Source organism: Vitiosangium sp. GDMCC 1.1324, assembly GCF_003044305.1.
GTDB lineage: Bacteria > Myxococcota > Myxococcia > Myxococcales > Myxococcaceae > Archangium.
Genome location: NZ_PZOX01000017.1, coordinates 293222 through 319794, shown reverse-complemented (window position 1 = coordinate 319794; position 26573 = coordinate 293222). Strand labels below are relative to the sequence as shown.

The 26573-nt window shown below is 67.2% G+C and carries 15 protein-coding genes; 6 read left to right on the top strand and 9 right to left on the bottom strand.

Annotation, left to right across the window (positions count from 1 at the left end):
* Nucleotides 1–353: 353 nt before the first annotated feature.
* From dnaE to DAT35_RS39500, 5 genes are all read left to right on the top strand, one after another.
* A complete protein-coding gene (gene dnaE / locus DAT35_RS39520) occupies nucleotides 354–3929 on the top strand; it encodes a DNA polymerase III subunit alpha (protein ID WP_108074445.1) in 3576 nt (1191 codons plus the stop codon).
* Between the two features lie 66 nt (nucleotides 3930–3995).
* Complete coding sequence (locus tag DAT35_RS39515; protein ID WP_108074444.1) at nucleotides 3996–4823, top strand: crotonase/enoyl-CoA hydratase family protein; 828 nt, start codon at nucleotides 3996–3998, stop codon at nucleotides 4821–4823.
* A gap of 5 nt (nucleotides 4824–4828) precedes the next feature.
* A complete protein-coding gene (locus tag DAT35_RS39510) occupies nucleotides 4829–5632 on the top strand; it encodes an SDR family oxidoreductase (RefSeq protein WP_108074443.1) in 804 nt (267 codons plus the stop codon).
* Nucleotides 5633–5769: 137 nt separating this feature from the next.
* Nucleotides 5770–11316 carry a lamin tail domain-containing protein gene (locus DAT35_RS39505; protein WP_108074442.1) on the top strand — a complete coding sequence of 1849 codons (5547 nt, stop codon included), beginning with the start codon at nucleotides 5770–5772 and terminating at the stop codon, nucleotides 11314–11316.
* 324 nt (nucleotides 11317–11640) lie between these two features.
* Nucleotides 11641–12093 carry a hypothetical protein gene (locus tag DAT35_RS39500; protein ID WP_108074441.1) on the top strand — a complete coding sequence of 151 codons (453 nt, stop codon included), beginning with the start codon at nucleotides 11641–11643 and terminating at the stop codon, nucleotides 12091–12093.
* A gap of 49 nt (nucleotides 12094–12142) precedes the next feature.
* Here the strand turns inward: DAT35_RS39500 and DAT35_RS39495 are convergent, their stop codons facing one another.
* Nucleotides 12143–14659: a glycogen/starch/alpha-glucan phosphorylase gene (locus DAT35_RS39495; protein WP_108074440.1), complete on the bottom strand. Its 2517-nt coding sequence runs from the start codon at nucleotides 14657–14659 to the stop codon at nucleotides 12143–12145.
* Nucleotides 14660–15016: 357 nt separating this feature from the next.
* Here DAT35_RS39495 and DAT35_RS39490 point away from each other — a divergent pair, with 357 nt between their 5' ends.
* A complete protein-coding gene (locus tag DAT35_RS39490; RefSeq protein ID WP_108074439.1) occupies nucleotides 15017–15604 on the top strand; it encodes a TIGR02265 family protein in 588 nt (195 codons plus the stop codon).
* A gap of 18 nt (nucleotides 15605–15622) precedes the next feature.
* Here DAT35_RS39490 and DAT35_RS39485 read toward each other — a convergent pair whose 3' ends face one another.
* The 8 genes from DAT35_RS39485 to DAT35_RS39450 all read right to left on the bottom strand — a co-directional run bounded on the left by DAT35_RS39485 (nucleotide 15623) and on the right by DAT35_RS39450 (nucleotide 26553).
* Nucleotides 15623–16699 (bottom strand): class I SAM-dependent methyltransferase, encoded by a 1077-nt coding sequence (locus tag DAT35_RS39485; protein ID WP_108074438.1) that lies wholly within the window; start codon nucleotides 16697–16699, stop codon nucleotides 15623–15625.
* 150 nt (nucleotides 16700–16849) lie between these two features.
* On the bottom strand, nucleotides 16850–18025 hold the full coding sequence (locus DAT35_RS39480) for a peptidoglycan DD-metalloendopeptidase family protein (protein ID WP_108074437.1): 1176 nt from the start codon (nucleotides 18023–18025) through the stop codon (nucleotides 16850–16852).
* A 163-nt stretch (nucleotides 18026–18188) separates the two neighbouring features.
* A complete protein-coding gene (locus DAT35_RS39475; protein ID WP_108074436.1) occupies nucleotides 18189–19682 on the bottom strand; it encodes a hypothetical protein in 1494 nt (497 codons plus the stop codon).
* A gap of 248 nt (nucleotides 19683–19930) precedes the next feature.
* Complete coding sequence (locus DAT35_RS39470; RefSeq protein WP_108074435.1) at nucleotides 19931–21424, bottom strand: SpoVR family protein; 1494 nt, start codon at nucleotides 21422–21424, stop codon at nucleotides 19931–19933.
* A 30-nt stretch (nucleotides 21425–21454) separates the two neighbouring features.
* On the bottom strand, nucleotides 21455–22564 hold the full coding sequence (locus DAT35_RS39465; RefSeq protein WP_108074434.1) for a DUF444 family protein: 1110 nt from the start codon (nucleotides 22562–22564) through the stop codon (nucleotides 21455–21457).
* 15 nt (nucleotides 22565–22579) lie between these two features.
* Complete coding sequence (locus DAT35_RS39460) at nucleotides 22580–24649, bottom strand: PrkA family serine protein kinase (RefSeq protein ID WP_108074433.1); 2070 nt, start codon at nucleotides 24647–24649, stop codon at nucleotides 22580–22582.
* A 333-nt stretch (nucleotides 24650–24982) separates the two neighbouring features.
* Nucleotides 24983–25780 (bottom strand): ABC transporter permease, encoded by a 798-nt coding sequence (locus DAT35_RS39455; protein WP_108074432.1) that lies wholly within the window; start codon nucleotides 25778–25780, stop codon nucleotides 24983–24985.
* Entirely contained in the window at nucleotides 25780–26553 is a 774-nt protein-coding gene (locus tag DAT35_RS39450) for an ABC transporter ATP-binding protein (RefSeq protein ID WP_158502091.1), read from the bottom strand. Before DAT35_RS39450 ends, DAT35_RS39455 begins: the two co-directional genes overlap by 1 nt.
* Nucleotides 26554–26573 lie beyond the last annotated feature (20 nt).

The window sequence follows — 26573 nt, the reverse complement described above, 5'->3', positions numbered from 1 at the left end:
TGCTCCCGGGGGCCTTCAAGCCCCACGTTCTGTGCGTGGACGCCGTCGAGCGGCGATGGTGTACAGATTGCGCGGGGCCCGTTGCGGGGGCTTTTTCGTGGGGTAAAGAAGTGTGAAGGCCGCGCTCGCCTGCCCGGCGGCCCGGCGGGAGGGCGCTCGGGTGGAATCCCAGGTGGCAGGCCATGTGTGCCATGCCCGACCTGAGGGCTCCTTCACGGCCCGTGTAGGGCGTGGCACAAGACGCCGAAGCCGATTTTCCGGCTCCGGATTCATCCGGAGGCTAGGAACTGGCGGCCAACCCGGCCCTGAACAATCGTCTGGTGTAGCCCCTCCCTCCTGACTACCTTCCTGCCATGTCTTTTACCCATCTCCACCTGCACTCCCTGTACTCGCTCCTCGATGGGGCGATCCGGATGAAGGACCTCATCAAGACGGTGAAGGAGAAGGGGATGACGAGCGTGGCCGTGACCGATCACGGCAACATGTTCGCCACCATCGACTTCTACAAAAAGGCCAAGGACGCGGGCATCAAGCCGATCGTCGGCATGGAGACCTACGTCGCTGGCCCCAAGGGCCGCAAGGACCGCACGGAGAAGGTGGGCCACCACCTCATCCTGCTGGCCAAGAACAAGGAGGGGTACGACAACCTCAAGTACCTCTCGTCCATGGCCTACCGCGAGGGCTTCTACTACCACCCGCGCATCGATAAGGAGCTCTTGAAGGACCACAGCAAGGGGCTCTTCGCGCTCACCGCGTGCCTGGGTGGCGAGGTGACGGGAGCGGCCTTCCGCGGGGACATGGACCACGCCCGCAAGGCGGCGCTCGAGTACAAGGGCATCTTCGAGCCCGAGCACTTCTTCCTCGAGGTGCAGTCCAACGGGATGCCCGAGCAGGAGAAGGCCAACGAGAACCTCAAGCAGCTCAGCCGGGACCTGAGCATCCCGCTGTGCGCCACCGCAGACGCGCACTACATCAAGCGCGAGGACGCGCGGGCGCACGAACTCCTCATGTGCATCGCCAGCGGCAAGACGCTCGCCGACGGCAAGCGCATGAAGCACTCCACGGACAAGCTCTACGTCACCAGTCCCCAGGAGATGCTGGAGTACTTCAAGGACACGCCCGAGGCCGTCCACAACACCCAGCGGATCGTGGAGCAGATCAACCTGGAGCTGAAGCTGGGCAAGCCCATGTTGCCCACCTTCCAGGTGCCCGACAGCCACACGCCGGACAGCTTCATGGCGGAGCTGGCGCGGGCCAACCTCGAGGAGCGCTTCAAGGAGATCGACCTGGCGCGCTTCCGCGCCGGCCAGTCGCCGGTGGACCGCGAGCCCTACAAGGCCCGGCTGGAGTTGGAGATTGGCGTCATCCAGAAGATGGGGTTCAGCGGCTACTTCCTCATCGTTCAGGACTTCATCAACTGGGCCAAGCAGAACAACATCCCGGTGGGACCGGGCCGTGGCTCGGGCGCGGGCTCGCTCGTGGCCTACTGCTTGCGGATCACCGACCTGGATCCGCTCCCGTACAACCTGCTCTTCGAGCGCTTCCTCAACCCCGAGCGCGTGTCGATGCCCGACTTCGACGTCGACTTCTGCCAGGACCGGCGCGACGAGGTCATCAAGTACGTGGGCCGCAAGTACGGCGAGAACAACGTCGGGCAGATCATCACCTTCGGCTCGCTCAAGGCCAAGAGCGTGCTGCGTGACGTGTGCCGCGTGTTCGCGCTGCCCTTCAGCGAGGGAGACCGCATCGCCAAGCTGGTGCCCGAGGTGCTCGGCATCACCCTGAAGGAGGCCATCGAGCAGGAGCCGCGCCTCAAGGAGATGATGGAGAAGCCCAGCGCCATCGGGCAGGTGGATGGCAAGGACGTCACCACCAAGGACGTGCTGGAGATCGCGCTCGCGCTGGAGGGCCTGCACCGCCAGCCCGGCATGCACGCGGCGGGCGTGGTCATCGCGGACAAGCCGCTGTGGGAGTTCGTGCCCACCTACCAGCCTCCGGGTGAAGACACCCTCATCACCCAGTTCGCCAAGGACGAGGTGGAGGCCGCGGGCCTGGTGAAGTTCGACTTCCTCGGCCTCAAGACGCTCACCGTCATCCAGAACGCGCTCAACCTCATCAACCGCACCCCGCCCGATGGCAAGCCCATCATGCGCGAGGACATCCCGCTGCAGGGGGACGCGGAGGTCTGGAAGCTGATGGCCGAGGGCGACACGGCCGGCGTCTTCCAGATGGAGTCCAGCGGCTTCACCGAAATGGTGATGAAGCTCAAGCCGTCCTGCTTCGAGGACGTCGTCGCCGCCGGCGCGCTCTACCGCCCGGGTCCGCTCGACTCGGGCATGGTGGACGTCTTCATCAACCGCAAGCACGGCCGCGAGCCGGTGGTCTACCCGCACCCCGCCCTGGAGCCCGTCCTCAAGGACACCTACGGCGTCATCGTCTACCAGGAACAGGTGATGCAGATCTCCCAGGTGCTGGGAGGCTACACCCTGGGCCGCGCGGACCTGCTGCGCCGCGCCATGGGCAAGAAGAAGGCCGAGGTCATGCAGGCCGAGCGGGCCGGCTTCCTCGAGGGCTGCAAGAACAACAACGTCGACCTGAAGGTCGCCGGGGAAATCTTCGACCTGATGGAGAAGTTCGCCGAGTACGGCTTCAACAAGAGCCACTCGGCGGCCTACGGCCTCGTCACCATCCACACGGCGTGGCTCAAGGCGCACTACCGCGTGGAGTTCATGGCGGCCCTTCTCACGAGCGAGAAGGAAAACACCGACAAGGTGGTGCTGCACATCGGCGAGGCCCGGCAGTCGGGCGTGCAGGTGCTGCCGCCGGACGTGAACCAGTCGGACCTGGCCTTCGGCGCGGTGGAGGGGAAGATCCGGTTCGGTCTGGGCGCCATCAAGGGCGTGGGCGAAGGCGCCATCGAGTCCATCGTCGAGGCGCGCAAGGAAGGGCCCTTCAAGAGCCTGTTCGACTTCTGCGAGCGCGTGGACTCGCGCAAGGTGAACCGGAAGGTGCTGGAAGCGCTGGTGAAGGCGGGGTCCTTCGACTTCGAGAAGCGCCCGCGGCGGCAGCTCTTCGAGAGCATCGAGCGCGCCATGAGCCGCGGCTCCAGCAGCCAGAAGGACAAGGCGGCGGGGCAGAGCTCGCTCTTCGGGATGCTGGGCGGCGGCTCCTCGGGTGGCGGCGGCGGGATGAAGGACGACTACGTCCAGGCGGAGGAGTGGTCGGAGAAGGAGCGCCTGTCGCTGGAGAAGGAGGCCATCGGCTTCTACGTGTCGGGCCACCCGCTGCACCAGTACGACAAGGAGCTCAAGCGCTACGCGCGGCCCATCACCGCGGTGCAGCGTGCGCGCAAGGACGAGAAGCTCACCATCGCCGGCATCGTGGCGGCGCTGCGCGAGCGGCCCACGAAGACGGGCAAGCGCATGGCGTGGGTGACGCTGGAGGACCTGTCCGGCTCCATCGAGTTGGTGTGCTTTCCGGGCAAGGACGGCACTCGCAACGTGATGGGCAAGGACGGCAAGTGGACGAAGCAGGGGCCCAAGCCCGGCTTCGAGCACTGGGAGCCGCTGCTCAAGAATGATGATCCCATCCTCGTGACGGGCACGGTGCAGATCAACCAGCGCGACGAGGACACGCCGGTGGCGGAGCTCATCGTCGAGGACATCCAGAGCCTCAAGGCCGTGCGTGAGAAGCGCACCAAGCGGCTGGAGCTGCGGCTGCCGGCGGACCTGGCCACGGATGATCGGCTGGCGAAGCTGGCGGAGATCGCCAAGCAGTACGCGGGGGCCACGCCGGTGGCGGTGAGCCTGTTGTTCACCAACGAGGCCGAGGCGCTCATCGGCAACACCGCGCTCAAGGTGCAGGTGAGCGACGAGCTCATCCAATCCGTGGAGCGGCTCTTCGGCATGAAGGTGGTCGAGTTCGGCTGAGCGCGGGCGTGGACGCTGCCCGGGCGTTCTGCTCAAGTGGCCCTTCCCTACGAGGGAGGGCCTTGAATGACCGCGGCATACCAGTCTCTTCGCATCGAGCAGGCGGACGGCATCGCCGAGGTGGTGCTCACCGGCCCCGGCAAGGGCAACGCACTCGGGCCGGACTTCTGGCGCGAGATGCCCGAAGCGCTCCGGGCGCTCGACGCGGATGACTCGGTGCGCGTCGTCCTCCTGCGCGGTGATGGTGCCCACTTCACCTACGGCCTGGACCTGATGGCGATGATGGAGTCGCTCGGGCCGCTGCTGACGGGCGAGGGCAACCTCGCGCTCGAGCGCACGAAGTTGCTCCAGCTCATCGAGAAGATGCAGGCCTCCACCGAGGGACTCGCCCGCTGCCGCAAGCCGGTGTTGGCGGCGGTGCACGGGTGGTGCATCGGCGGCGGAATCGATCTCATCGCCGCGTGCGACTTCCGCTACTGCTCGCGCGAGGCGAAGTTCTCCCTGCGTGAGGTGCGCGTGGGCATCACCGCGGACCTCGGCGCGCTGCAGCGGCTGCCTCGCATCATCGGCGAGGGGAACACGCGCGAGCTCGCCTACACGGGCGGCGACATCGACGCGGAGCGTGCCCTCCAGATGGGACTGGTGAACCAGGTGTTCGCCACCCCCGAGGAACTGCTGGCCGCCGCTCGCGCCACCGCGCGGAAGATCGCCGACAACCCGCCCCTGGTGGTCCAAGGCGCCAAGCAGGTGATGGAGTACTGCGCGGACAAGTCCGTGGCGGACGGTCTGCGCTACGTGGCGGTGTGGAACTCCGCCTTCCTTCAGTCGAATGATCTCGCCGAGGCCTTCACGGCATACGCCGAGCGGCGGCCTCCGCGCTTCCAGGGGAGATGAGGCACATGGCAGAGGGTGTTTTCCGGGACGGTCTGCTGGCGGGCAAGGTTGCGTTCGTCACCGGCGGTAGCAGTGGCATCAACCTCGGCATCGCCGAGGCGTTCGTGAAGGCGGGCGCCAAGGTGGTCATCAACGGCCGCAACGTGGAGAAGCTGGAGGCGGCCGTGAAGGGCCTCCAGGCGCACGGTACGGCCATGGGCGTGCCCGCGGACGTGCGCCACTATGACACCGTGGAGAAGGCCTTCCAGACGGCGCGCGATGCGTACGGGGAACTCGACATCCTCGTGTGCGGCGCGGCGGGCAACTTCCCCGCTCCGGCGGTGGGCATGTCCTCCAACGGCTTCAAGTCGGTGCTGGAGATCGACGTGCTCGGCACCTTCAACGCCTGCCGTGCCGCCTTCGAGCACCTGCGCAAGCCGGGCGCCTGTGTGCTCAACATCTCCGCGCCCCAGGCCTACCTGCCCATGGCCATGCAGGCCCACGTCTGTGCCGCCAAGGCCGGTGTGGACATGCTCACCCGCACCCTCGCCATCGAGTGGGGGGGGCTGGGCGTGCGCATCAACTCCATCACCCCGGGCCCCATCGACGACACCGAGGGCATGCGCCGGCTGGCTCCCGTCGAGGGCTCCCGCGAGAAGCTCACCCAGGCCCTGCCCCTGAAGCGCTTCGGTACGAAGCAGGACATCGCGCAACTCGCGCTTTTCCTGGCTTCCGACGCGGCTTCGTACATCACCGGCTCCATCATGGTGTGCGATGGAGGCCAGTCACTGCTCGGCTCGGGGCTCATGCTCCAGGCCATGGGTATGTGAGCTTCTCGTAGCCTCCAGGTGACGAAATCGTCTTCTGGTACTGAGTTTTTCCAGGGACACAGTGTCTGGTAGAAAGCACTGGTGCCCCCCCGCGCTTTTGCGGGGGGGTGCTGTTCTTCCTCTACTAGGAGCTGTCCATGAAGCATGGTCCCCCCACGCTCGCGCGCTTGGTCGCGTGGAGCGTGCTGTTGCTCGGTCTGTCCGTGGGGTGCGGGTCGGGTTGTGGTGATCCCAATACGAATCCGCCAGCGCGGGAGATGCCAGATGCCGACCGCTCGTCGGTGGAGGTGAGCAAGGCGCAGGGGGTTCGTGCCAATGGCAAGGACGCCGTCGACATCAAGGTGACGGTGCGCAAGGACGACGGCACGCCGCTGTCCGGCCGCACCGTGAAGGTGACGGTCTCCGGCGAGGGCAACTCGCTGACGCAGCCCGAGGGCTCCACGGATGACCAGGGTGTGGCGACCGCGAAGCTGACGTCCACCGCCGCGGGAACGAAGACGGTGACGGTGTCGGTGGAGGCCGAGGGCGGTCCGGTGGCGTTGTCGTCCCGGCCCACCATCGAGTTCGTCCTCCTGCCGGCCTCCAAGCTGGCCTTCACCTCGGCGCCCTCGTCCGGCACGGCCGGCGCGGCGCTGGGGGTCTTCGAGGTGGCGATCCAGAACGCCGATGGCGAGACGATCACGAGCGCCAGCAACACCGTGACGGTGGAGATTGGCTCCGGTCCCACGGCGGCCACCCTGAAGGGGACGGCGTCGGCGACGGCGGTCAATGGCGTGGCGCGCTTCTCCGAGCTGGTGATCGAGAAGGCCGCGCAGGGCTACACGCTGCGGGCGAGCGCGGAGGGGCTGACGGGCGCGACGAGCGCGTCCTTCGACGTGGCTCCCGGCGCGGCCACCGCGCTGGCGCTGAGCGCCCCGGTGACGCCCGTGACGGCGGGCAGCGCGGCGAACGTCACCATTTCCGTGCGCGACGCCTTTGGCAACGATGCGGCCGGCTACACCGGCACCGTGAGCTTCTCCTCGGATGACGCGTCGGCCACGTTGCCGGCGGACTACACGTTCACCTCGACGGACCTGGGCAGCCACGGCTTCTCCCTCACGCTGAACAAGGCGGGCTCCCGCTCGGTGACGGTGAAGGACACGACGAACGCGGCCCTCTCGGCCTCGGCGGAGATCGCCGTGGTGCCGGGCGCCGTCGCGAAGCTCGTCTTCACCCAGCAGCCGGGCAACCACCGGGTCCGCGCGTCGTTCGGTGCGCAGGTGGCGCTGGCGGATGCCTTCGGCAACCTGGTGCCCGCGGGGGCCCCCGCGGTGACGCTCTCCCTCAACAAGGGCTCGCTGGCGGGCATTGCCACCGCGTCGCCCGTGGATGGCGTGGCCTCCTTCTCGGGCCTGTCCATCGCCGAGGAGGACTCGGGCTACGTGCTGTCGGCGCAGGCCACCGGGGTGTCCGCCGCGCCCAGCGAGGCCTTCACCATCACGGACGACATGGCGCCCGCCCTGGCGGTGCTCACCCTGGAGTCCGCCACCGCCACCACCGCCACCATCGGGTGGACGGCCGTGGGCGATGACCTGGAGCTCGGTACCGCGAGCAGCTACGAGCTCCGCTACTCCACGTCGGACATCGTCTCCGAGGCGACCTTCGCGCTCGCCACCCCTGTGACCGTGGGGACTCCCAAGCCGGCGGGTAGCGCGGAGTCGGCGGTGATTCCGGGCCTCGTTCCGGGCACGGCCTACTACGCGGCCCTGAAGGTGAAGGACAACCAGGGCAATTCCTCTCTCTCTCCCTCGCTCCATTTCTCCACGCCGTTCGCGTCGGCCTCCAAGCTCGCCTTCACCGTGCAGCCGAACAACGGCACGGCCGGAGCCGCGCTGGCCGCCATCAAGGTGGAGATCCAGGATGCGAGCGGGGCCGTGGTCGGCAATGCGACCTCGGTGGTGACGCTCACGGTGCAGGGCGCCACGGGCACGGGGACCCTCTCCGTCGCTGCGGACAAGGGCGTAGCCACCTTCAGCGACGTGCGCGTCGAAAAGGCGGGCACGGGCTACACCTTGGTGGCCTCCTCGGGTGGGCTCACCTCCGCCACCAGCACGGCCTTTGACATCGCTCCCGCGGCGGCCAAGAGCCTGGAGCTCTCGGGCCTGGCCGCGAACGTGACGGCCGGCGCCGAGAACACTGTGCACGTGACGGTGCGTGACGCCTTCGACAACGTCGCCGTGGGCTACACCGGCACGGTGTCGTTCAGCTCCAGCGACGCGGCCGCCAGCAAGCCGGCGGACTACACCTTCACCGCCGCCGACAAGGGCCAGCACACCTTCACCAAGGTGATTCTGAAGACCGTGGGGACCCAGACCCTCCAGGTGAGCGCCTCGGGCCTGACGAGCAGCACGCTCACGACCGAGGTTGCCGCTCCGCCCCCGGGCAAGCTGGTGCTGACGGGCCTGCCGGCCGAGGTGACCGCGGGAGCCGTGGTCAACGTCACGGTCGAGGCCCTCGACGGCTCCAACGCGCGTGACACCGGCTACACCGGCACGGTGCGCTTCACCTCCTCGGATGCGAAGGCCGAGCTGCCCGCGCAGTACACCTTCACGGCGGCCGACCAGGGCCTCAAGACGTTCCCCGTGAAGCTGCTCACCGCGAGCGCTCCGTCCTCCACCACGTCCCTCACGGTGCAGGACACGGCGAGCCCGACGTTCACCGCCACGGCCAGCACCACGGTGAAGTGGGGCCCGGTGGCGAGCCTCGTGCTGGCCGCTCCGGACACCGCGAACGCCGGCAACCCGCTGCGCGTGACGGTCACCGCGCTCGATGCGTATGGCAACACCGTGAAGGACTACACCGGTACGGTGGGCTTCTCCGCGGATGACGCGTCGGCCACGCTGCCGGCGGACTACACCTTCACCGCCGGGGACGAGGGCAGCCGCCAGTTCGATGTCACGCTGAAGAAGGCCGTCACCACGAAGCTCACGGTGACGGACGCGGCCCGGAGCCTGAGCGCCTTCGACACGGTGTCGGTCTCCCATGCCTCTGCCTCGGAGCTCGTGCTGGTGGTGCCCTCGGTGCCCGTCACTGCGGGCACCGCGGTCACCTTCGACGTGACGCTGAAGGATGCCTTCGGGAACGTGGCCACCGGCTACACGGGCACCGTTGGCTTCACCTCGAGCGACGCGCAGGCGGCCCTCCCCGCCAATTACACGTTCGCCGCCGGGGACGCGGGTCACAAGGCCTTCTCCGTGACGCTGAAGACCGCGGCCTCCTCGCAGTCGGTGTCCGTGAAGGACCTGGTCAGCACCTTCCTGACCGGCACGGCCAGCCTCCAGGTCGATGCCAGCACGCCCGCGAAGCTCGCGTTCCGCGCCCAGCCTTCGAACGGCACGGTGCGCACGACGCTGCCGGCGGTCACCGTGGCCGTCACCGACGCGTACGGCAATACGCTCAATGTGGGCACCCCGGAGATCACAGTGGCCCTGGCGGGTGGTAACGCCTCGGCCGTGCTCGGCGGTACGGTGAAGGCGATGCCCGTGGCGGGTGTCGCGACCTTCAGCACCCTCACCGTGGACCAGCAGGGCTCGGGCTTCCGGCTCGACGCCATGGGGGGGACGCTGGACGGCGCCAGCAGCACCGCGTTCTCCATCGTGGACAACATCGCGCCGGGCGTCGTGACGCTCTCCGTGGCGCACAAGACGAGCGTCCAGGTGGCGCTGAACTGGACCGCCGTGGGTGATGACGACCTGCTCGGTACCGCCAGCAGCTACGACCTGCGCTACTCGACGAGCCCCATCACTGACACGAACTTCGGCTCCGCCACGTCGGTGTCCGTGGGTTCGCCCCAGGCTCCGGGGACGCTCGAGTCGGCCATCGTCATCAGCCTGAACCCCGACACCCTCTACTACTTCGGGCTGAAGGTGACGGACGACGCCAACAACTCGCGCCTGGCCACCGTGAGCACGAAGACCAACGTGAACCCGTGCGCCGGCTACACCTGCACGCCGCCCTCGCCCACCTGTGCCGCGGATGGCGTGTCGCGGACCACCTACACGTCGACCTGCGTCGACGTGGACAACACCGCCACCTGCCAGGAGTCGCAGACGACCACCGCCTGCACGGGCACCAACGCCGTGTGCTTCAAGGGCCTGTGCGACACGGCGGCGAAGCCCGCGGCCAACCAGCTGAGCATCACCGAGGCGATGCACTCGCCCTCGGCCGGGACCACCGAGTACTTCGAGGTGCTCAACAACACCGGCAACCTGCTCAACCTCAATGGCCTCCTGGTGACCTACAAGAACGGCTCGGGCACCACGAACACCTTCACGGTGGGCTCCGGCAGCGCTCCGGTGGTCATCGACCGCAAGGGCACCTTCGTCCTGGCGCAGAACAAGGACCTGGCCACCAACGGTGGAGTCTCCGCGAACTACCAGTACGGCAGCGCCATCACCCTGGATGGCTCGGGGCAGTTCATGCTCTCCAACGGCGCCGTCTCGGTGGAGGACTTCTCGTACACGGCGGCGTTCCCGCAGACGTCGGGCAAGGCGATGAGCCTCTCGTCGGTGGTGGTGGGGACCAAGGCGAATGCGAACCCGTGGTACTGGTGTGACGCGGATGTGCTGCTCGCGGGTGGTGACTACGGCACGCCCAACGCAGCCAACTCCACGTGCGGCGTGGCGGCTGCTCCGCCCGTGGACTGGTGCATCATCCAGTCTCCGAAGACGCTCCCGTCCACCGTCGCCGGTACGTCGACGGCGATCTACAGCCAGTTCTACGAGCCGAGCGTGACCGACCGGAACAAGGCCGGGAACGACGGCTACCCGTACGTGTTCGCCGAGCTGGGTTATGGCCCGACCACCGGCTCCGCGGCGGCCTGGACCTGGTCTCCGATCTCGTTCAACGGGGGCTACTCCACCAGTGGAGACAACGACGAGATGGTGGGCATGCTGAACATCGCCACCGCGGGCTCGTACCGTTACGGCTTCCGGTACTACTTCAAGGACCCGGTCACCGGGACGGCCTCGCCCTACGTGTACTGCGATCAGAACGGCGTCGCGGATCCGGTCAGCGGCGTCTTCGGCACCGTGACGATCACTGCTGCTCCGCCGACGGGAGCCAACCACGTGGTCATCAGCGAGTTCTCGGGGGGCCTTACTGGCGCCGCCACGAATGAGTTCATCGAGCTGTACAACCCGACCGATACGGCGGTGGACATCAGTAACTGGGTGGTGCAGTACAGGTCGGCCACGGGCTCGACCTACACCCAGTCGTCCACGCTCCCCGCGGGCTCCGTCATCCAGCCCAAGAAGTACTTCCTGATCGGTGGTGCCGGCTACAGTGGTGGTCCAGCCAAGGATGCCTCCTACACCTTCGATTCGTCGGCATCGACCACGGGCGGAGGTCACGTACGCATCGGTAAGCCGGGCCTCACTGCCTCGCCGACGGATGCACTGGCAGTGGACACGCTGGGCTACGGCACCGCAACCCAGCCCGAGGGCACCGCGGCTCCGTCCCACCCGGCCTCGGGTGGCAGCCTCGAGCGCAAGGCGGTCAGCACCTCCACCTCCGCCAGCATGGGGGTTGGTGGCGCTGATGCCGCCCGTGGCAATGGTTACGACTCGGACAACAACTCGCAGGACTTCGTGACGCGCGCCACGCGCGATCCGCAGAACTCCGCGAGCGCCGCCGAGTCGCCGTAGTCGCTCGAGTGGTTGAGCTGTGAAGGAGGCCGCTCCGGCAACCGGGGCGGCCTCTTCCTTTTGGGGGCTCGCGGGAGGCAGGGTCCGCCGCGAGTGGACGTACAGTCGTTGTCTGGTGGACACCGGAGCGTGACAGGCCTCACGGGGGCGCTGTCCGCGAGGGGAGGGGGGGTCGTGCTGGCGGTGGGGACGATTGTAGGGTGGCGGAGCGCTCGGCCATGGCAGGCCGGGCCTGGCGGCACGTCACGGAGGCGTTGGCTTCAGGTGCTCCTCGAACAGTCGGTCACATCAGCCCAACCGGGAGTTGCCCGCGCAGGAGGGGACATGTGCGCGGGCATCACTTTCGACGATTCGCTCTGGCCGCTGCTCATCGTCTGCTTCAGGGGCGGAGCGTCGGACAAGCAGTACGCGGAGATGCTCACCCGCTCGAGCTCCTATGTGGAGCGAGGGGAGCGGTATGTCAGCATCTTGGATGTCTCCCAGGCCGGCATTCCCACGGCCGCGCAGCGCCAGATGCAGGTGGAGTGGTTGCGCAAACACGACACCCGGCTGCATGAGCGGGTGCTCGGCAATGCCACCATCGTCACCTCGGCGCCCATCCGTCTGTCATTGAGCATCATCTTCCACATCAAGCCCCTGCCCATTCCGAACGTCGCCGTCTCCGACCTGGATTCGGCCTTGAGGTTCGTGCTGGGCAAGCTGGAGGAGGGCGGGCTCTCCTCCGACGCCGAGCGCATCCGGCATCACTACGGTCTTTCGGGAGTCCACGCGGGTTGAGCCCTCGGCCCGCGGCGGCCTGCACCGCGGGCACCGGGGTCTCAGCGGCTCAGGTGCCCACGGGAGTCTGCTTCACCTGCCAGATCTCCTCGGCGTACTGCTTGATGGTGCGGTCCGAGGAGAAGATGCCCGCGTGGGCCACGTTGAGGATGGCCATGCGCATCCACTTGTCCGGGTCCTTGTAGGTCCGCGCCACCTCTTCCTGCTTCGCCGCGTACGAGGCGAAGTCCGCCAGCACGAGGTACCGGTCCTCCTCCAGCAGGCTGTCCACCAGCGGCTTGAAGAGGTTCTTGTCCTCGGGCGAGAAGAAGCCCGAGCCGATGAGATCAATGGCCTCGCGCAGCTCCACGTTGCGCTCGTACTCGTCGCGGGGCCGGTAGCCGGCGCGCTTGCGGGCGATGACCTCGTCCGCCGTGAGGCCGAAGAGGAAGAAGTTGTCGTCGCCCACGGCCTGGCGGATCTCCACGTTCGCGCCGTCCAGCGTGCCCAGCGTGAGCGCGCCGTTGAGCATGAACTTCATGTTGCCCGTGCCGGAGGCCTCCCAGCCCGCGGTGGAGATCTGCTCGGACACGTCCGCCGCCGGGATGATGCGCTCGGCCAGGCTCACCCGGTAGTTGGGCACGAAGAGCACCTGCAGGCCCGTGGTGCCCGCGTCGCTGTTCACCACCTCGGCGATGCCGTTGATGAGGCGGATGATGAGCTTGGCCAGGAGGTAGCCCGGTGCCGCCTTGGCGCCGAAGAGGAACACCCGCGGGGCGATGATGGTGCTGGGATCCCTCCGGGCCTTCATCCACAGCGACACGATGTGCACCGCGTCGAGCAGTTGGCGCTTGTACTCATGCAGGCGCTTGATCTGCACGTCGAAGATGGCGTTCGGGTCCAGGTTCACCCAGCACAGGTCGCGCAGGTAGCGCACCAGGTCTTCCTTGTTCTGCTTCTTCACCTCGGCGAAGGCCTTGCGGAACTCCGGGTCCTCCGCGTGCGGCACCAGCTTCTTCAGCTGGTCCAGGTCCGTGGCCCAGCCCTCCCCGATGCGGCTGGTAATCAGCTTGGACAGCCGCGGGTTGCTCCACGACAGCCAGCGCCGCGGCGTCACCCCGTTGGTCTTGTTGTTGAACCGCTCGGGGAACATCTCCGCGAAGTCCGGGAGCACGTCGCGCCGCAGCAGGTTGGTGTGCAGCTCCGCCACGCCGTTCACGCTGTGGCTGCCCACCACCGCCAGGTGCGCCATGCGGATCTTCTTCTCCGCGCCCTCCTCCACCAGGCTCAGCCGCCGCAGCCGGTCGGTGTCGAACGGGTAGCGGATCTGCACCTGGCGCAGGAAGCGCTGGTTGATTTCGTAGATGAGCTCGAGGTGGCGGGGCAGCAGCCGCTCGAAGAGGGTGGCGGGCCACTTCTCCATGGCCTCGGCCAGCAGCGTGTGGTTGGTGTAGCCGAACGTGGCCTGGGTGATGGCCCACGCCTCCTCCCACGGCAGGCGCTTCTCGTCCACGAGCACGCGCATCAGCTCGGCCACGGCGATGGCCGGGTGGGTGTCGTTGAGCTGGATGGCGACCTTGTTGGGGAAGTCGCGGAAGTCTGTGTGTGTCTTGAGGTAGCGCCGGACGATGTCCGCGATGGAGCAGGCCACGAAGAAGTACTGCTGCTTGAGGCGCAGCTCCTTGCCGGCCTGGAAGGCGTCGTTGGGATAGAGGACCTTGGAGATGACCTCCGAGTCGTTCTTCTCCACCACCGAGCGCTCGTAGTCGCCGGCGTTGAAGAGCAGCAGGTCGAACTCCTCGCTGGCGCGCGCCTGCCACAGCCGCAGGGTGTTGACGGTGTTGTTGCCATAGCCGGCGATGGGCGTGTCATAGGGCACGCCGATGACCGTCTTGCCGCCCACCCAGCGCGCCACGGGCCGGCCGTCCGCTCCCTGGTGGTGCTCCACGCGGCCGAAGAAGCGCACGGGCACCGCCTTCTCCGGGCGGACGATCTCCCAGGGGTTGCCGAACTTCAGCCACTCGTCGGCGCGCTCCACCTGGTAGCCGTCGACGATGTCCTGGGTGAAGATGCCGAACTCGTAGCGGATGCCGTACCCCATGCCGGGGTAGCCGAGCGTCGCCAGCGAGTCGAGGAAGCACGCCGCGAGCCGCCCCAGGCCGCCGTTGCCCAGGCCCGCGTCCGGCTCCATCTCCACGAGCGTGGACAGGTCCACGCCCATCTCGCGCATGGCCTGCTCGGCGGCCTCGTACATGCCGATGTTGATGAGGTTGTTGCCCAGGGCCCGCCCCAGCAGGTACTCGGCGGACAGGTAATAGGCGCGCTTGACGTCCTGCTCGTAGTAGGTGCGCGCGGTGCGGACCCAGCGGTCGGTGAGCCTGTCCCTCACGGCGAGCGCCAGGGCCATGAAGCGATCATGGGCGGTGGCTGTCTCGGGGTTCTTCCCGCGCGAGTAGCGAACGTGCTCGAGGACGCCTCGGCGCACGTTCTGCGGGTCCAGCCCGGTGCGGCTCGGCTCGCGTCCGGTGTCGTGCGTGTCGGACGCGGAGGCGGGCGGCAGGTCGGCGACGGGAGCAAGTTTGGACATGTGTGTGGAGCTCTTCCGTTCGTGGAAATCAGTTTGGCCCGCTAGGGTAGAACGGGCCGGGGGCCCCTCGCACCGAAAGAAAAAATGCGTGCTTCCAGGGCGAGCGGGCACTCCTGAGGGGGGCGGGGTGATCCGGGATTCCGGGCCGGGTTTCCGGGGAACGGTTCTGGCGCCCCGCCCGCTCTGGAATCCAGCGAGCGAAGCCCCTCTGGCCGCGGTTATGGCTAGGGGAGAAGGGCACGCGTTCCGAGGGGGGGAGGCGAGGGTGTAGAGACCTCACCGATCGGACGGGGAGTCTGGTAGGAAGCGGGGGGCATCCAGGTCCTGCCCCCGACCTGGAACCCGGAAGGTTCTTTCATGCCTAGTGACAAGAACGACCTCGCCCAGCGGATTGCGATCTGCAAGCCCGAGGACACCGTACGAGGCTTCATCTTCAAGGCCGTGTACGGCCTGGTGGAGCAGCGCGTGGGCAGCGCGGGGACGGATCGCATGCTGCAGCATCTCCGGGTGAACAAGATGCCCGTGGACTTCTTCTCGTACCCGGCGGCGGACTTCCTGCGGATGCTGTACACGGCGGTGGACGTGCTCGAGCCGTACTACCCCACGATGGAGGATGCCTTCCGGGCGTGCGGGGCTTCGACGGTGACGGGGTTCTTCAAGTCCTACGTGGGCAACACGCTGATGAAGCTGGTGGGGATTGGGGACCCCAAGCGCGTCTTCTCCTCGGTGGACACCATCTATTCCACGCTGGTGAGCTACGGGAGGCGCTCCTTCGAGGACCTCGGCGAGGGCCGCATCCTCCTGCACTACCGCGGAGACATGCAGCCCATCTACTTCCACGAGGGCGCCCTCACGGAGGCGCTGCGCGTGCTGCGTGGCAACGGCAAGGTCTCGGGGACGGCCGTGGGCCTGGACTACGGGCAGTATCTGCTCGAGTGGTCCTGAGCAGGCACACGGCGCCGCTCAGCGCTTCTGTCCGGCCCAGAAGATGTTGGTGTCCGAGGAGTCCGTGGACAGCTCGAGGGTGCGCATCCCCCGCTCGGCCGGCCCCTCGCAGATGGCCTGGAAGTGCTCGCGGCTGCGGTGCAGCACGTACCAGTCGCACACGTACTCCATGAGCGAGCGCCACGGGTTGTTGTTGTGCAGGTTTGTCAGCAGCAACACCCCGCCGGGCGCGAGCAGCGAGGACATCATGTCCAGGAAGCGGGAGATGACGTTCTCCTTGAGGTAGTCCAGGATGCCCGCGGCGACCACCACGTCCATGGGGCCGTCCGGGTGCCGGAGCTTGTCCAGCGTGTCCCGGTGGCGCATCAGCTGGTAGGTGGAGACCTGGGTGAAGCGCAGCTGGGGCGCGGGGACGCCGCCTCGAGGCATGCGCGAGAGCTTGTCGAACTGCCGGCGGCAGTAGTCGAGCGGGGCGGGATCGAAGTCGCAGAGGGTGAAGCTGCCGGTGCCACCCATGGCGGTGTGCTCGCGCAGGGCGTGCTCGGGCCCGCAGGCGAAGGAGAGCACCCGCAGGGGGCGGCCCAGCTCCTGCTCCCGCTTGCGCACGTGGTCAAGCAACCAGGGGGGGCGCGCGCGGTGGGCTGCGGCGGGCCCGACGTTGAGCGCGTAGTGGGACAGGATGCGGGCCAGGGTGGAGACGCCCTGATCCTCGGTGCCGAAGAGCATCTCCACCGTCACGTAGTCGCCGGGGTACCCCAGGGGCTTGTCCACGCAGCGGCGGATGAGGGGACACTGGAGGAAGAAGGGCTGCACGGCGGAGCGGTGGTGCTCCATCGCGCGCTCGCGCTCCTCATCCGTCAGCTGGGCGTCCAGGGCGGTGAGCCGGGTGTAGTGTTTATTGAGCCACTCGGTCACCCCGGGAATGCGCCGCCGAAGCACCTCTTGCTGCTCCTGCTGCATGACGGCGCGCTGCTGGGGATCTCGGGGAAAACGCGCCAGGCGCTCCGGCAGTCCCTGCTGCAATTCTTCACTGAGCCTGGCGAGCCCGCGATGGAGCTCCTCGGCGGTCTGGATGAAGTCGGCGATCGCGGACATTCGGTCTGGGGGGTTGGGGGGGAACGTCCCATCCTATCAGACAGGTCGGCTATCGAGCAGGGGAATTCTCCCCTTTTTGAATGTTTCCGCCAGAGGGGGAAGTAAGAATGAGCCCTACATCTCAGGTAGGGTGGACTCTGCGGGGTGCGGCTACTTGCGAGCGCCCACAGTGGCCGCGGCCATGGAGATGGAGTCGAGCTGCTGGGCCAGGGGGTCCACCTTCGAGCGGAAGTCGGCCAGCAGGTTCTTGGGCAGCGGCTCGGTGCGAGGGAAGTTCTGGTTGAGCGGGTTGACGTAGCCGCCGTTGCGCTTGAGGGCGTAGTGCAGGTGGGGGCCGGTGCTGCGGCCGGTGTTGCCGGAGTAGGCGATGACCTGCTTCTGGCCCACCCGAGCGCCCACGCGCACACCCGAGCCGTACTTCGACAGGTGGAGGTAGCACGTCTCGAAGCCGTTGGTGTGCCGCAGGCAGACGGTGTTGCCGCCGGCGCCGGTGTTGTTGGCCACGGTGACGGTGCCATCGGCCACGGCCCACACGGGAGTGCCGATGCTCGCCGAGTAGTCCACGCCGTTGTGGGCCTTCACGTACTGGAGCACCGGGTGGAAGCGGCTGCCGAAGCCGCTGGTGACGTGGGCGTACTTCAGCGGGCTCTTGAGGAAGGCCTTGCGAGCGCTCGCGCCGTCCTCCTGGAAGTAGCTGGCCTTGCCGTCCGGCAGCTCGTAGCGGAAGACGCGCTTCCTGCCCACCGACTCGCCCTCGTACGTGGCCGCCAGCACCTCGCCGTAGCGCAGGATCCGGCCCTTGGAGACGAACTTCTCCACCAGAGCCCGCGCCCGGTCTCCCTTGCGCACGTCCCGGTAGAAGTCGATGTCCCAGGCGAACACGTCCGCCAGCACCATGCCGATGACGGGGTCCTCTCCCGCCGCCAGCGCCGCCTCGTAGAGCGAGTTGTTGATCTCCAGCGACACCAGCCCCACCTGCTTCTCCACCTCGATGGTGCGCTTGCTGCCGACGAACTTGTTGCCGTCCCGGCGCACCTGCCACTCGTCCACCGAGCTCTGCCGGTAGTCGAAGAAGTCCAGCTCGCCGTCGCGGATGACGAGGCGGAACTGGTCTCCCACCCGCGACTTGCGGAAGTCGAACACGCCCTCCAGCGCGGAGATGAGCGCCCCCACCTGTTCCGGGGGCAGTCCCGCCTCCTGCAGGGCCGCCGCGAGCGGCTGGTTCGGCTCGATGCGGCGGTTCTTGACGGTGTAGGCGGTCGAGGCTTCAGCGAAGGGCGCGGCGAACAGCAGGCCCAGGCACAGGAAGGTGCTGGCGAGTCTCATGGGGGCTCGCGCAGTGTAGTGGAGCTACAGACCTGTGCCTAACTTCCGGCAGAAGATTTCCCCATGTCACCGGGGGCTCGGTTGGAGGGCCGGGCACTTCGTTGCATGAGTGCTGTGGTTTTGCGGTGGAGTGGAAAGGCGGAGTCCCTAGCCGCGGTCCAACTCACATCGCGCGGATGGAGAACTCCGACAGGGTCCGGTGCGTGCGGGGGCCCCACACGTCCTCGGGAAGCTCGAGGCCGTCGCGAGCCAGGATGAGGAGGTACTTGCCACCCTGGAGGTCCAGGGAGGTGACGAGGTGGTAGCCGCCGCGACGCTGGATGGACTGGAGCGCGCCTGTCTCCACCCAATGCACCCGGAGTTCACGGGTCTCGGGCCGGGAGAGATCACTGGTGCTGTCGACGATGAGGAGATCCGGCCGGCGCGAGAGGAAGTACGCCTCGTCCCACTCCTTGCGCATGTGGGAACCCGCCTGCCGGGCGATATGCGCGTCCGTGAGGCCCGCCAGGTCCAGGATGGAGCCTGAGTAGAAATAGCCGAACCGGCCGATGTCGGTGAGTGCCACCGTGCGCACGCCCGGGGTGGCATTGGCGGCGAACGCGAGCGACGCCAGGGCGCGCGTCGGGTACAGGCCGGCATCCTGGAGCATCAGGGACGCACCCAGGTGACCGGCGAGCACGGCCACGGCTCCGGCCACGGCGGGTATCCTCCACGCTCCGCGCGCCAGCGCCACGCCGGCTCCGGCGAGCACGGCCACCGCGGCCATGGTGAGGGTGAAGCGGCGGTAGCCCGGCATCCAGTCCCCTCCGGACCAGATGGTTCCCGCGGCGAGCACGAGCGCCACGAGTGCCATCCCTCGGGCGAAGGCGCCGCGGCGCAGCGCGGGCACGAGCGCCACGGGTCCCACCAGGCCCAGGCCGTAGAGGGCGTAGCTCTGGAAGTAGTTCCACCCATCCGTCGGGTCGGGGGGCTTGGCGTGGTAGGTGTTGGGCACGAGCGCCCCGTACGTCCGCCAGCGGTACAGCTCGAGCCCGCCGATGAGGAGCGCGAAGGGGAGGGCGGTGCGCCACAGGCCGCGGCGGGTCTCGGGCCACAGCGCCATCAGCCCCAGGAAGAGCAGTCCGGTGAGCACGCCCTCGGGCCGCGTCATCCCCAACAGCCCGAGCAGCACGCCACATGCGAGCGCGGGCCCGCCGCGTCCGGAGCGGGCCGCCAGCGCCCTCTCCATCGCGAGGACGAAGAGCAGCGTGTAGAGGCTCGTCTCCAGGCCGGAGAGCGCGTGGAAGGCCATGGAGCCGGAGGCGGCCAGCAGCACGCCGGTGACGAGTGCCGCGGTGCGCGCGCTGCCTCCCTGCGAGTGCGCCAGACGGGCGGCGAGCCACGCGGCCACGCCCACCGTGCCGAGGTGACACAACCCTCCCACCGCCCGGGCCGCGAAGATCGGATCCACCTCCGGCATCGGGGCGATCCACAGCGCCGACAGAAGGGTCCAGAGGAAGTTCGTCATTCCCTCGACGGGGGGCTGGGTGAGGTCGAAGGTGAGCTTCCCGGCCTCGAGCCAGTTGCGGGCGATGCGGAAGGAGATCCACGCATCGTCGATGGCGAAGTCCGGAGAGCTGAACTCGTACATCCGCAGCGTGGCGAGCAGCAGGGCCACGAGGAGGGCCCACCGGTACGGGCGTGGCTCAGGCGTCGCGAGTGGGGAGGGGGTCGCCGGTGGCGGAGGCCCAACGGACTCGGAGGGAGCGGGGGACGGGCGGGTGGGCATGGCGCGGCGCAGACTGTCATCTGCCTCCGGGCCCACGCAATGTTCGAGGGCTGAAGCCGGGGCCGCCCCGGGAGTCTCCCGCTCGAGCGCTCGTGGGCCGAGCGGAGAGACTCACACGGAGACGACCCTCCCGGGCCCTACAAGTCGATCTTCTTCTCGGTGTGGTTCTGGCCGTCGAAGCGCAGCAGCACACCCTTGTTGTCGTACCTGGTGATGATGCAGGTGGGCCGGCGCCAGAGGGACTGGAGGTTGCGCAGCGTCTCGCGGGCGTAGTCCGCCTTGAGGTCCTGCCCGTCGTGCTTGTGCGCGAGCAGCAACTCGCCGCGGTTCTCGTGGTTGCCGTCCACCACCTCGATGATGGGCTGGCCGAAGTTGGTGAGGCCCTGGAGCAGCTTGTTCTTCACCTTGCGGAACTCACGGTCGAGGATCTCCCACGAGTTGCGCTTCTCGTTGAAGCCGTAGACGAAGAGCTTCTGCTCGATGGCGAACTCGGGGGTGAGGAACGTGTCGATGAAGGTGATGTCGTTGTAGTGCTTGCGGACCTCGAAGATCTTCTCGCGGCCCATGCCCATCTTCTTGTCCCAGGAGCGGCGGGCGCGCAGGTCATCGCACTCGTCCCACTCCTTGCCGAAGCGGCCCTTGTTCCAGCGGTCCTCGATGTCCCGCCACAGCTCGATGCCGAGCTTGTACGGGTTGAGGGCGCCGGGCCGGGTGCCCATGGTGCCCGAGTGCCGATCTGCGTAGTCGATGACCTCGTCATCCTTGAGGGCGCGGCGGGTCATGATGGTGGAGTGCCAGTAGCTGGCCCAGCCCTCGTTCATGATCTTCGTCTGGCCCTGGGGAGCGAAGTAGTAGGCCTCGTCGCGGACGATGGAGAGCACGTCCGACTCCCACGGCTCGAGCGGGGCGTTCTCCAGGAGGAAGAGCAGCACGTCACGCTGGGGGCGCTCGGGGAACTTCTTGGCCCGGAGCTTCTCGTCCTCCACCTTCTTGCGCTGGCTGTCGAGGAACTCGGCGGGGTTGATGAAGCCGCGCATGTACTCGCGCTCCACCTTGAAGCCCTCCACGCGCTCGTTGGACTTCATCTCGTCCTCGGCCCGCTTGGGGTCGGGGTTGCGGCGGATGTGCGGGGCGTGCTGGTCGATGAGGTTCTCCAGCGACAGCGTCCGGTCGATGAAGTCCTCCACCTTCTCCACGCCAATCTTGTCGATCCACCGGCGCACGCGCGTGGCGTGGTTCGCCATGTCGTCGATCATCCGGCGGTTGGTGTGGCGGAAGGAGAAGTTGTTCTTGAAGAAGTCGCAGTGGCCGTACACGTGCGCCATCACGAGCTTCTGGTCCACGTCCGAGTTGCTCTCCAGCAGGTAGGCGTAGCAGGGGTCGTTGTTGATGACGAGCTCGTAGATTTTGCTGAGCCCGTACTCGTACCCCTTGGAGAGCTGCTCGTACTCCATGCCCCAGCGCCAGTGCGGGTAGCGCGTGGGGAAGCCTCCATAGGAGGCCACCATGTTGAGCTCGTCGTAGCTGACGACCTCGAAGATGGTCTCGAAGAAATCGAGACCGAAGGCGCGCGCGTAGCCCTCGATCTCGTCCTTCAACCGGCTCAACTGCGGGGTGAGGCTCTTGGGCATCGCGAGCTCCGAGAGGGCGTGGGCCGGGATTCAGCGGCCCTTGCCGAGGAAATCCTTGATGGAGGCGTAGATGGCGTCCTTGTCGGCGATCTCGCTCAAGGCGACATTGGTGGAGTCCCCGATGGCCTCGCGCAGATCCTTGATGAACTGGCCGCTGCCATAGGGGCTCTCCACCTGACCGTAGGCGAACTGGTTGACGCTGGGGAGGATGTCATCGCGGAGCATCTCGATGCACTGGCGCGTGTCATCCGCGCTCCAGTTGTCCCCATCCGAGAAGTGGAACGGGTAGATGTTCCACGCGCTCTTCGGATAGTCCGCCTTGATGATGTCGCGGCACAGCTTGTACGCGCTGGAGATCATCGTGCCGCCGGACTCGCGGGTGTGGAAGAAGGTGTCCCGGTCCACTTCGCGCGCCACGGCGTCGTGGATGATGTAGCGCGCCTCCAGTCCCTTGTACTGGTGGCGCAGCCACGTATCGAGCCAGAAGCTCTCGATGCGGACGATCTCCTTCTGCTCGTCACCCATCGAGCCCGACACGTCCATCATGTAGATGATGACCGCATTGGTCTCCGGCAGCTCCTGCAGCTTGTAGCTGCGGTAGCGACGGTCCTCGCGGGTGGGGACGATGATGGGCCGCGCCGGGTCATACGTGCCCATGGCGATCTGCCGCTTCAGCGCTTGCTTGTAGGTGCGCTTGAAGTGACGCAGCGACTCGGGCCCGGTGGTGTTGACGCCGGTGTATTTGATCTTCTGGGTGACGATCTTCTCGTTGTGCCGGCGCTCGATGTTGGGGAGCTGGAGCTCCTCGCCGAGGATTTGAGCCAGCTCGTCCAGGGTGACATCGACCTCCAGGGAGTGGTCGCCCTCTCCCTGGCCGGCCTGGTGCCCATCCCCGGGCTGTACGGCACCCGGGGAGAGCTGCTGACCCACCTCCCCATCTCCTTGTCCGACGCCTCCCTGCTCCTTGTGGCCGTACTTGAAGTGGGGAATGTCGATGAACGGGATGGGGATGGCGATGGTGTCCTTCCCCTTCTTGCCGATCATCTCCCCCTTCTGCACGTACTTGCGCAGGTTGGATTTGATCTTCCCGCGGACGATCTGTTTGAAGCGTGAGTGGTCTTGGTGGATCCGCAGTGACACGTCGTCCCCCTCGCCTTACTCCTTGGCGTCCCCGCGAGCGAAGATGCTGGCGACGAAGTTGAGCACATCTGTGGAGCAGATCTCGCAATAGCCGTAGTTCTTCATCAGCCGGTCCTTGACCAGGTCGATCTTCTCCTGGGTCTCCTTGTCCACCACCGTGGACACCAGGTTCTTGAGCTTGATGCTGTCCTTCTGGTCCTCGAACAGCTTGAGCTCGAGCGCCTTGTGGAGCCGCTCGTTGGTCCGGTAGTTGAAGGTCTTTCCCTCCACGGCCAGCGCGCCGATGTAGTTCATGATCTCCCGGCGGAAGTCGTCCTTGCGGCTCTCCGGGATGTCGATCTTCTCCTCAATCGACCGCATCAGGCGCTCATCCGGCTCCTCGTAGAGGCCGGTGTACTTGTTGCGGACCTTCTCCTTCTGCGTGTAGGCCTTGATGTTGTCGATGTAGTTGCCGCACAGCTTGCCGATGGCGTCCTCGTCGGCGCTGATGGCGCGCTGGACCTCGTTCTTGACGATGTCCTCGTACTCCTGCTTCACCGACGTGAGCATCTCGCGGAAGCGCTTGCGGGCGTCCTCGCTGTTGATGAGCGAGTGGCCCTTGAGACCGGCCTCCAGCTCGTTGAGCACCATGAAGGGGTTGATGCAGCCCTCTCCCTTGTCGCTCACCAGGGCGTTGGAAATCTTGTCCTGGATGTAGCGCGCGCTGATGCCCTCGAGTCCCTCGCGGCTGGCCTCCTTGCGCAGCTCCTTGATGTTGTCCTCGGTGAAGTTGGGGAGCGTCTTGCCGTTGTAGAGCTTGAGCTTCTGCAACAGCGAGAGGTTGTGCTTCTTGGGCTCCTCCAGGCGCGTGAGGACGGCCCACATGGCGGCCATCTCCAGCGTGTGCGGGGCGATGTGCTTGCCCTTGATGGCGCGGGAGTTGAAGTCCTTCTCGTAGATCTTCACCTCCTCGGTGAGCTTGGTGATGTACGGGATGTCGATCTTCACCGTACGGTCACGCAACGCCTCCATGAACTCGTTGGTTTCGAGCTTCTTGTACTCGGGCTCGTTGGTGTGCCCGATGATGACCTCGTCGATGTCCGTCTGGGGGAACTTCTTGGGCTTGATCTTGTGCTCTTGCGAGGCACCCAGGAGGTCGTAGAGGAAGGCCACGTCGAGCTTGAGCACCTCGACGAACTCGATGAGGCCGCGGTTGGCGATGTTGAACTCGCCGTCGAAGTTGAAGGCGCGCGGGTCCGAGTCCGAGCCGTACTCGGCGATCTTCCGGTAGTTGATGTCACCGGTGAGCTCGGTGGAGTCCTGGTTCTTCTCGTCCTTGGGCTGGAAGGTGCCGATGCCCACGCGGTCCTTCTCGCTGAAGACGAGGCGGTTGACCCGGATGTGCTCCATCACCTGGCCGAAGTCGCCCTTGTACTGCGTCATCAGGTCCTTGAAGACGAAGCGGCAGGCGGGGCACAGCTCGCTGCCATCCGGGATGATGTAGCCGCCCTCGGGAGGGCACAGCTCGGTGAAGACCTTGGAGCGCCACTCCTTGGGGATGAGGTTGAGCGGCTCCTCGTTCATCGGGCACTTCATCTTCTCGCGGACGGTGCCGTTGCCGTCCGGGCTCTTCTTGTCGGTGAGCCAGCTGAAGGTGTACGAGGCGCCCTCGGGCGTCTTGGAGTACTCCTCCAGTCCCTTCTTGAGCAGGCGGGCGATGGTGGACTTGGAGGAGCCCACCGGTCCGTGCAGGAGGATGACGCGCTTCTCGGTGCCGTAGCCCTGCGCGGCGGATTTGAAGACGTTCACCAGCTTCATCAACGGCACGTCCAGGCCGAAGATGGCGTCACGGCCGCCGAACTTCTCGTCACTGAAGAAGTGGTAGCGGATGAGCTTCTTCTTGTTGTCGATGTACTCCGTCTTCCCGTGCGAGAGGATCATGTCGTAGATCCTCTGGAAGGCGGTGCGGGTCACCTTGGGGTTCTTTCGGACGATCTCGAGGTAGTCCTCGAAGGAGCCCTCCCAGTTGAGCTCCGCGTAGGTCTTCGCGTCTTGCAACGCGGCGATCTTCGCGACCCACGAACCTTTGTTCTCAACTTCCTTCATGTCTCTCCCTCGGGCCGACCGAAAGCGCGGAATTCGCGCCTTTGAAGGGCCAAAAAGTGAACCTGGAGAGGGAATGGGCCATTCCAAATCCCACCCACGCCGGGTCCCCGAACGACACAGCCGTCCGACTGCCCTTTTCGGGACCCCGCCGCGGGGTGGGACCGCGTGGCCAGCTCGTGTCGGAAGGGCTCGTCGCTGATGCGGCGGGCCCCGCCTCCACGGGGTGAAAAGGCACACTCCATTATAAGGGTGGAGTTTTCCGCTGGGAGGGCCCCCCCCCCAACTCGGTCATCAGTGAACGGCAGTACGAGGGGATGGGTGGAAATTGGACGGTCAACTGTGGGGCAGCGTCCCCGCCTGCTCTACATGTCGGCGCGCGGCGGACAAGGCCCAGGCGGCCAGGGGCCAGAGGACGAGGCAGAACAGGAGCAGAATCGTCCAGGTGGGGAGGAGTTCCGAGGGGCCGGCGCCGCGCAGGGCGGCCTCGCGCAGGGCGTGCAGGGCGTGGGTGGCGGGGAGCAGGCGGGCCGCCGCGCGCAGCAGGGGAGGGAGCACGTCCGTGGGGTAGAGGACACCCGCGAAGAGGTAGCTGAGCGCGTCCAGGGCGTAGGTGAGCGGGTCGCCCCGCTTGAAGACGAGCACGAAGGCGGCCGACAGCAGGCCGAGCGCACAGAAGGTGAGGGCGCTCAGCAGCAGGGTGAGGAGGAAGGACGCCGGGTGGATGTGCAGCCGGGCGCCGAAGAGGAGCGCTCCGAAAGCGAGCAGCCCCACCGCGCGCAGCAGGGCGTTGACTACCGGCCAGGCGCCCATGAGGGTGATGACATGGACGGTGGAGAGGGGCGCGCCCAGCAGGGGCTCCAGCGAGCCGTCGTTCTGCGCCGCGCGCACCGCGCCCCCGAAGCCTGTTTGCAGGGCCCGGAGCAGGGAGGCGGTGGCAAGCCCGACCAGTGCGAAGGAGAAGTAGTCCGTTCCGTAGCGGCTCCGCACCAGCGGCGCCTCGCCCACCGTGCGGGCGAGGAAATAGAAGAGGGTGAGGGTGAAGAGGCCCCCGGAGAAGAGCAGCAGCGCGTTGAGACGATAGGCCGTGGCGATCTGCAGGTCGCGCCGCAGGAAGGCGAGCAGCAGGCGCATCACTCCTCCTCCCGAGGCACGGCGGCGAAGACGGACTCGGCCACGGGGCGCACCTCAGCGAAGGTGCCCGCGGCGGCGATGCGGCCCGCGTCCAGCAGCAGCACCCGGTGGGCCACCGCCTCCACCTCGGCCAGGTCATGGCTGGCGAAGAGCACGGCCGTCCCCCGCGCGGCCACCTCCGACAGCAGGCGCGTGCGCAGCCGGCGGGCAGCCCCCGGGTCGAGCGAGCGCGTTACTTCGTCCAGCAGCAGCACCCGCGGCCGATGCAGCAGGGCACGCATCATCACCACCCGGGCCTTCTCTCCGCTGGAGAGGGTGCGCACCTCGCGGTCCAGCAGGCGCCGGGCCTCGAGCGTTCCGGCCAGTTCCTGGATGCGCGCGTCCACCTCGTGCGTGGGGACGCCGTAGAGCGCGGCGTAGAAGCTCAGGTTCTGGCGCGCGGTGAGGCGCGGCGAGAGGCCCCGGTCATCGGCGAGCGCGGCCCCCACCTCTCGGCGGCACTCGGGGCGCTCGCGGACCACGTCACGCGAGGCCACCCGCGCCGTGCCCGCGCCCGGCAGCAGCAGTCCGGAGAGGATGCGCAGCAGGGTGCTCTTCCCCGCGCCGTTGGGGCCGATGAGCGCCACCACCTCGCCGGCCCGAACCTCGAAGGAGACGCCGCGCAGCGCCGCTCGGGGGGCCTCCTTCCGGCCTCGCAGACGGGCCCACGGCCAGAGCGGCCGCGGGTACGTCTTCTCCAGGGCGACGACCTCGACCTCCGGCGGTGGCGGCATCCCCTCCATCTCATCCGAAA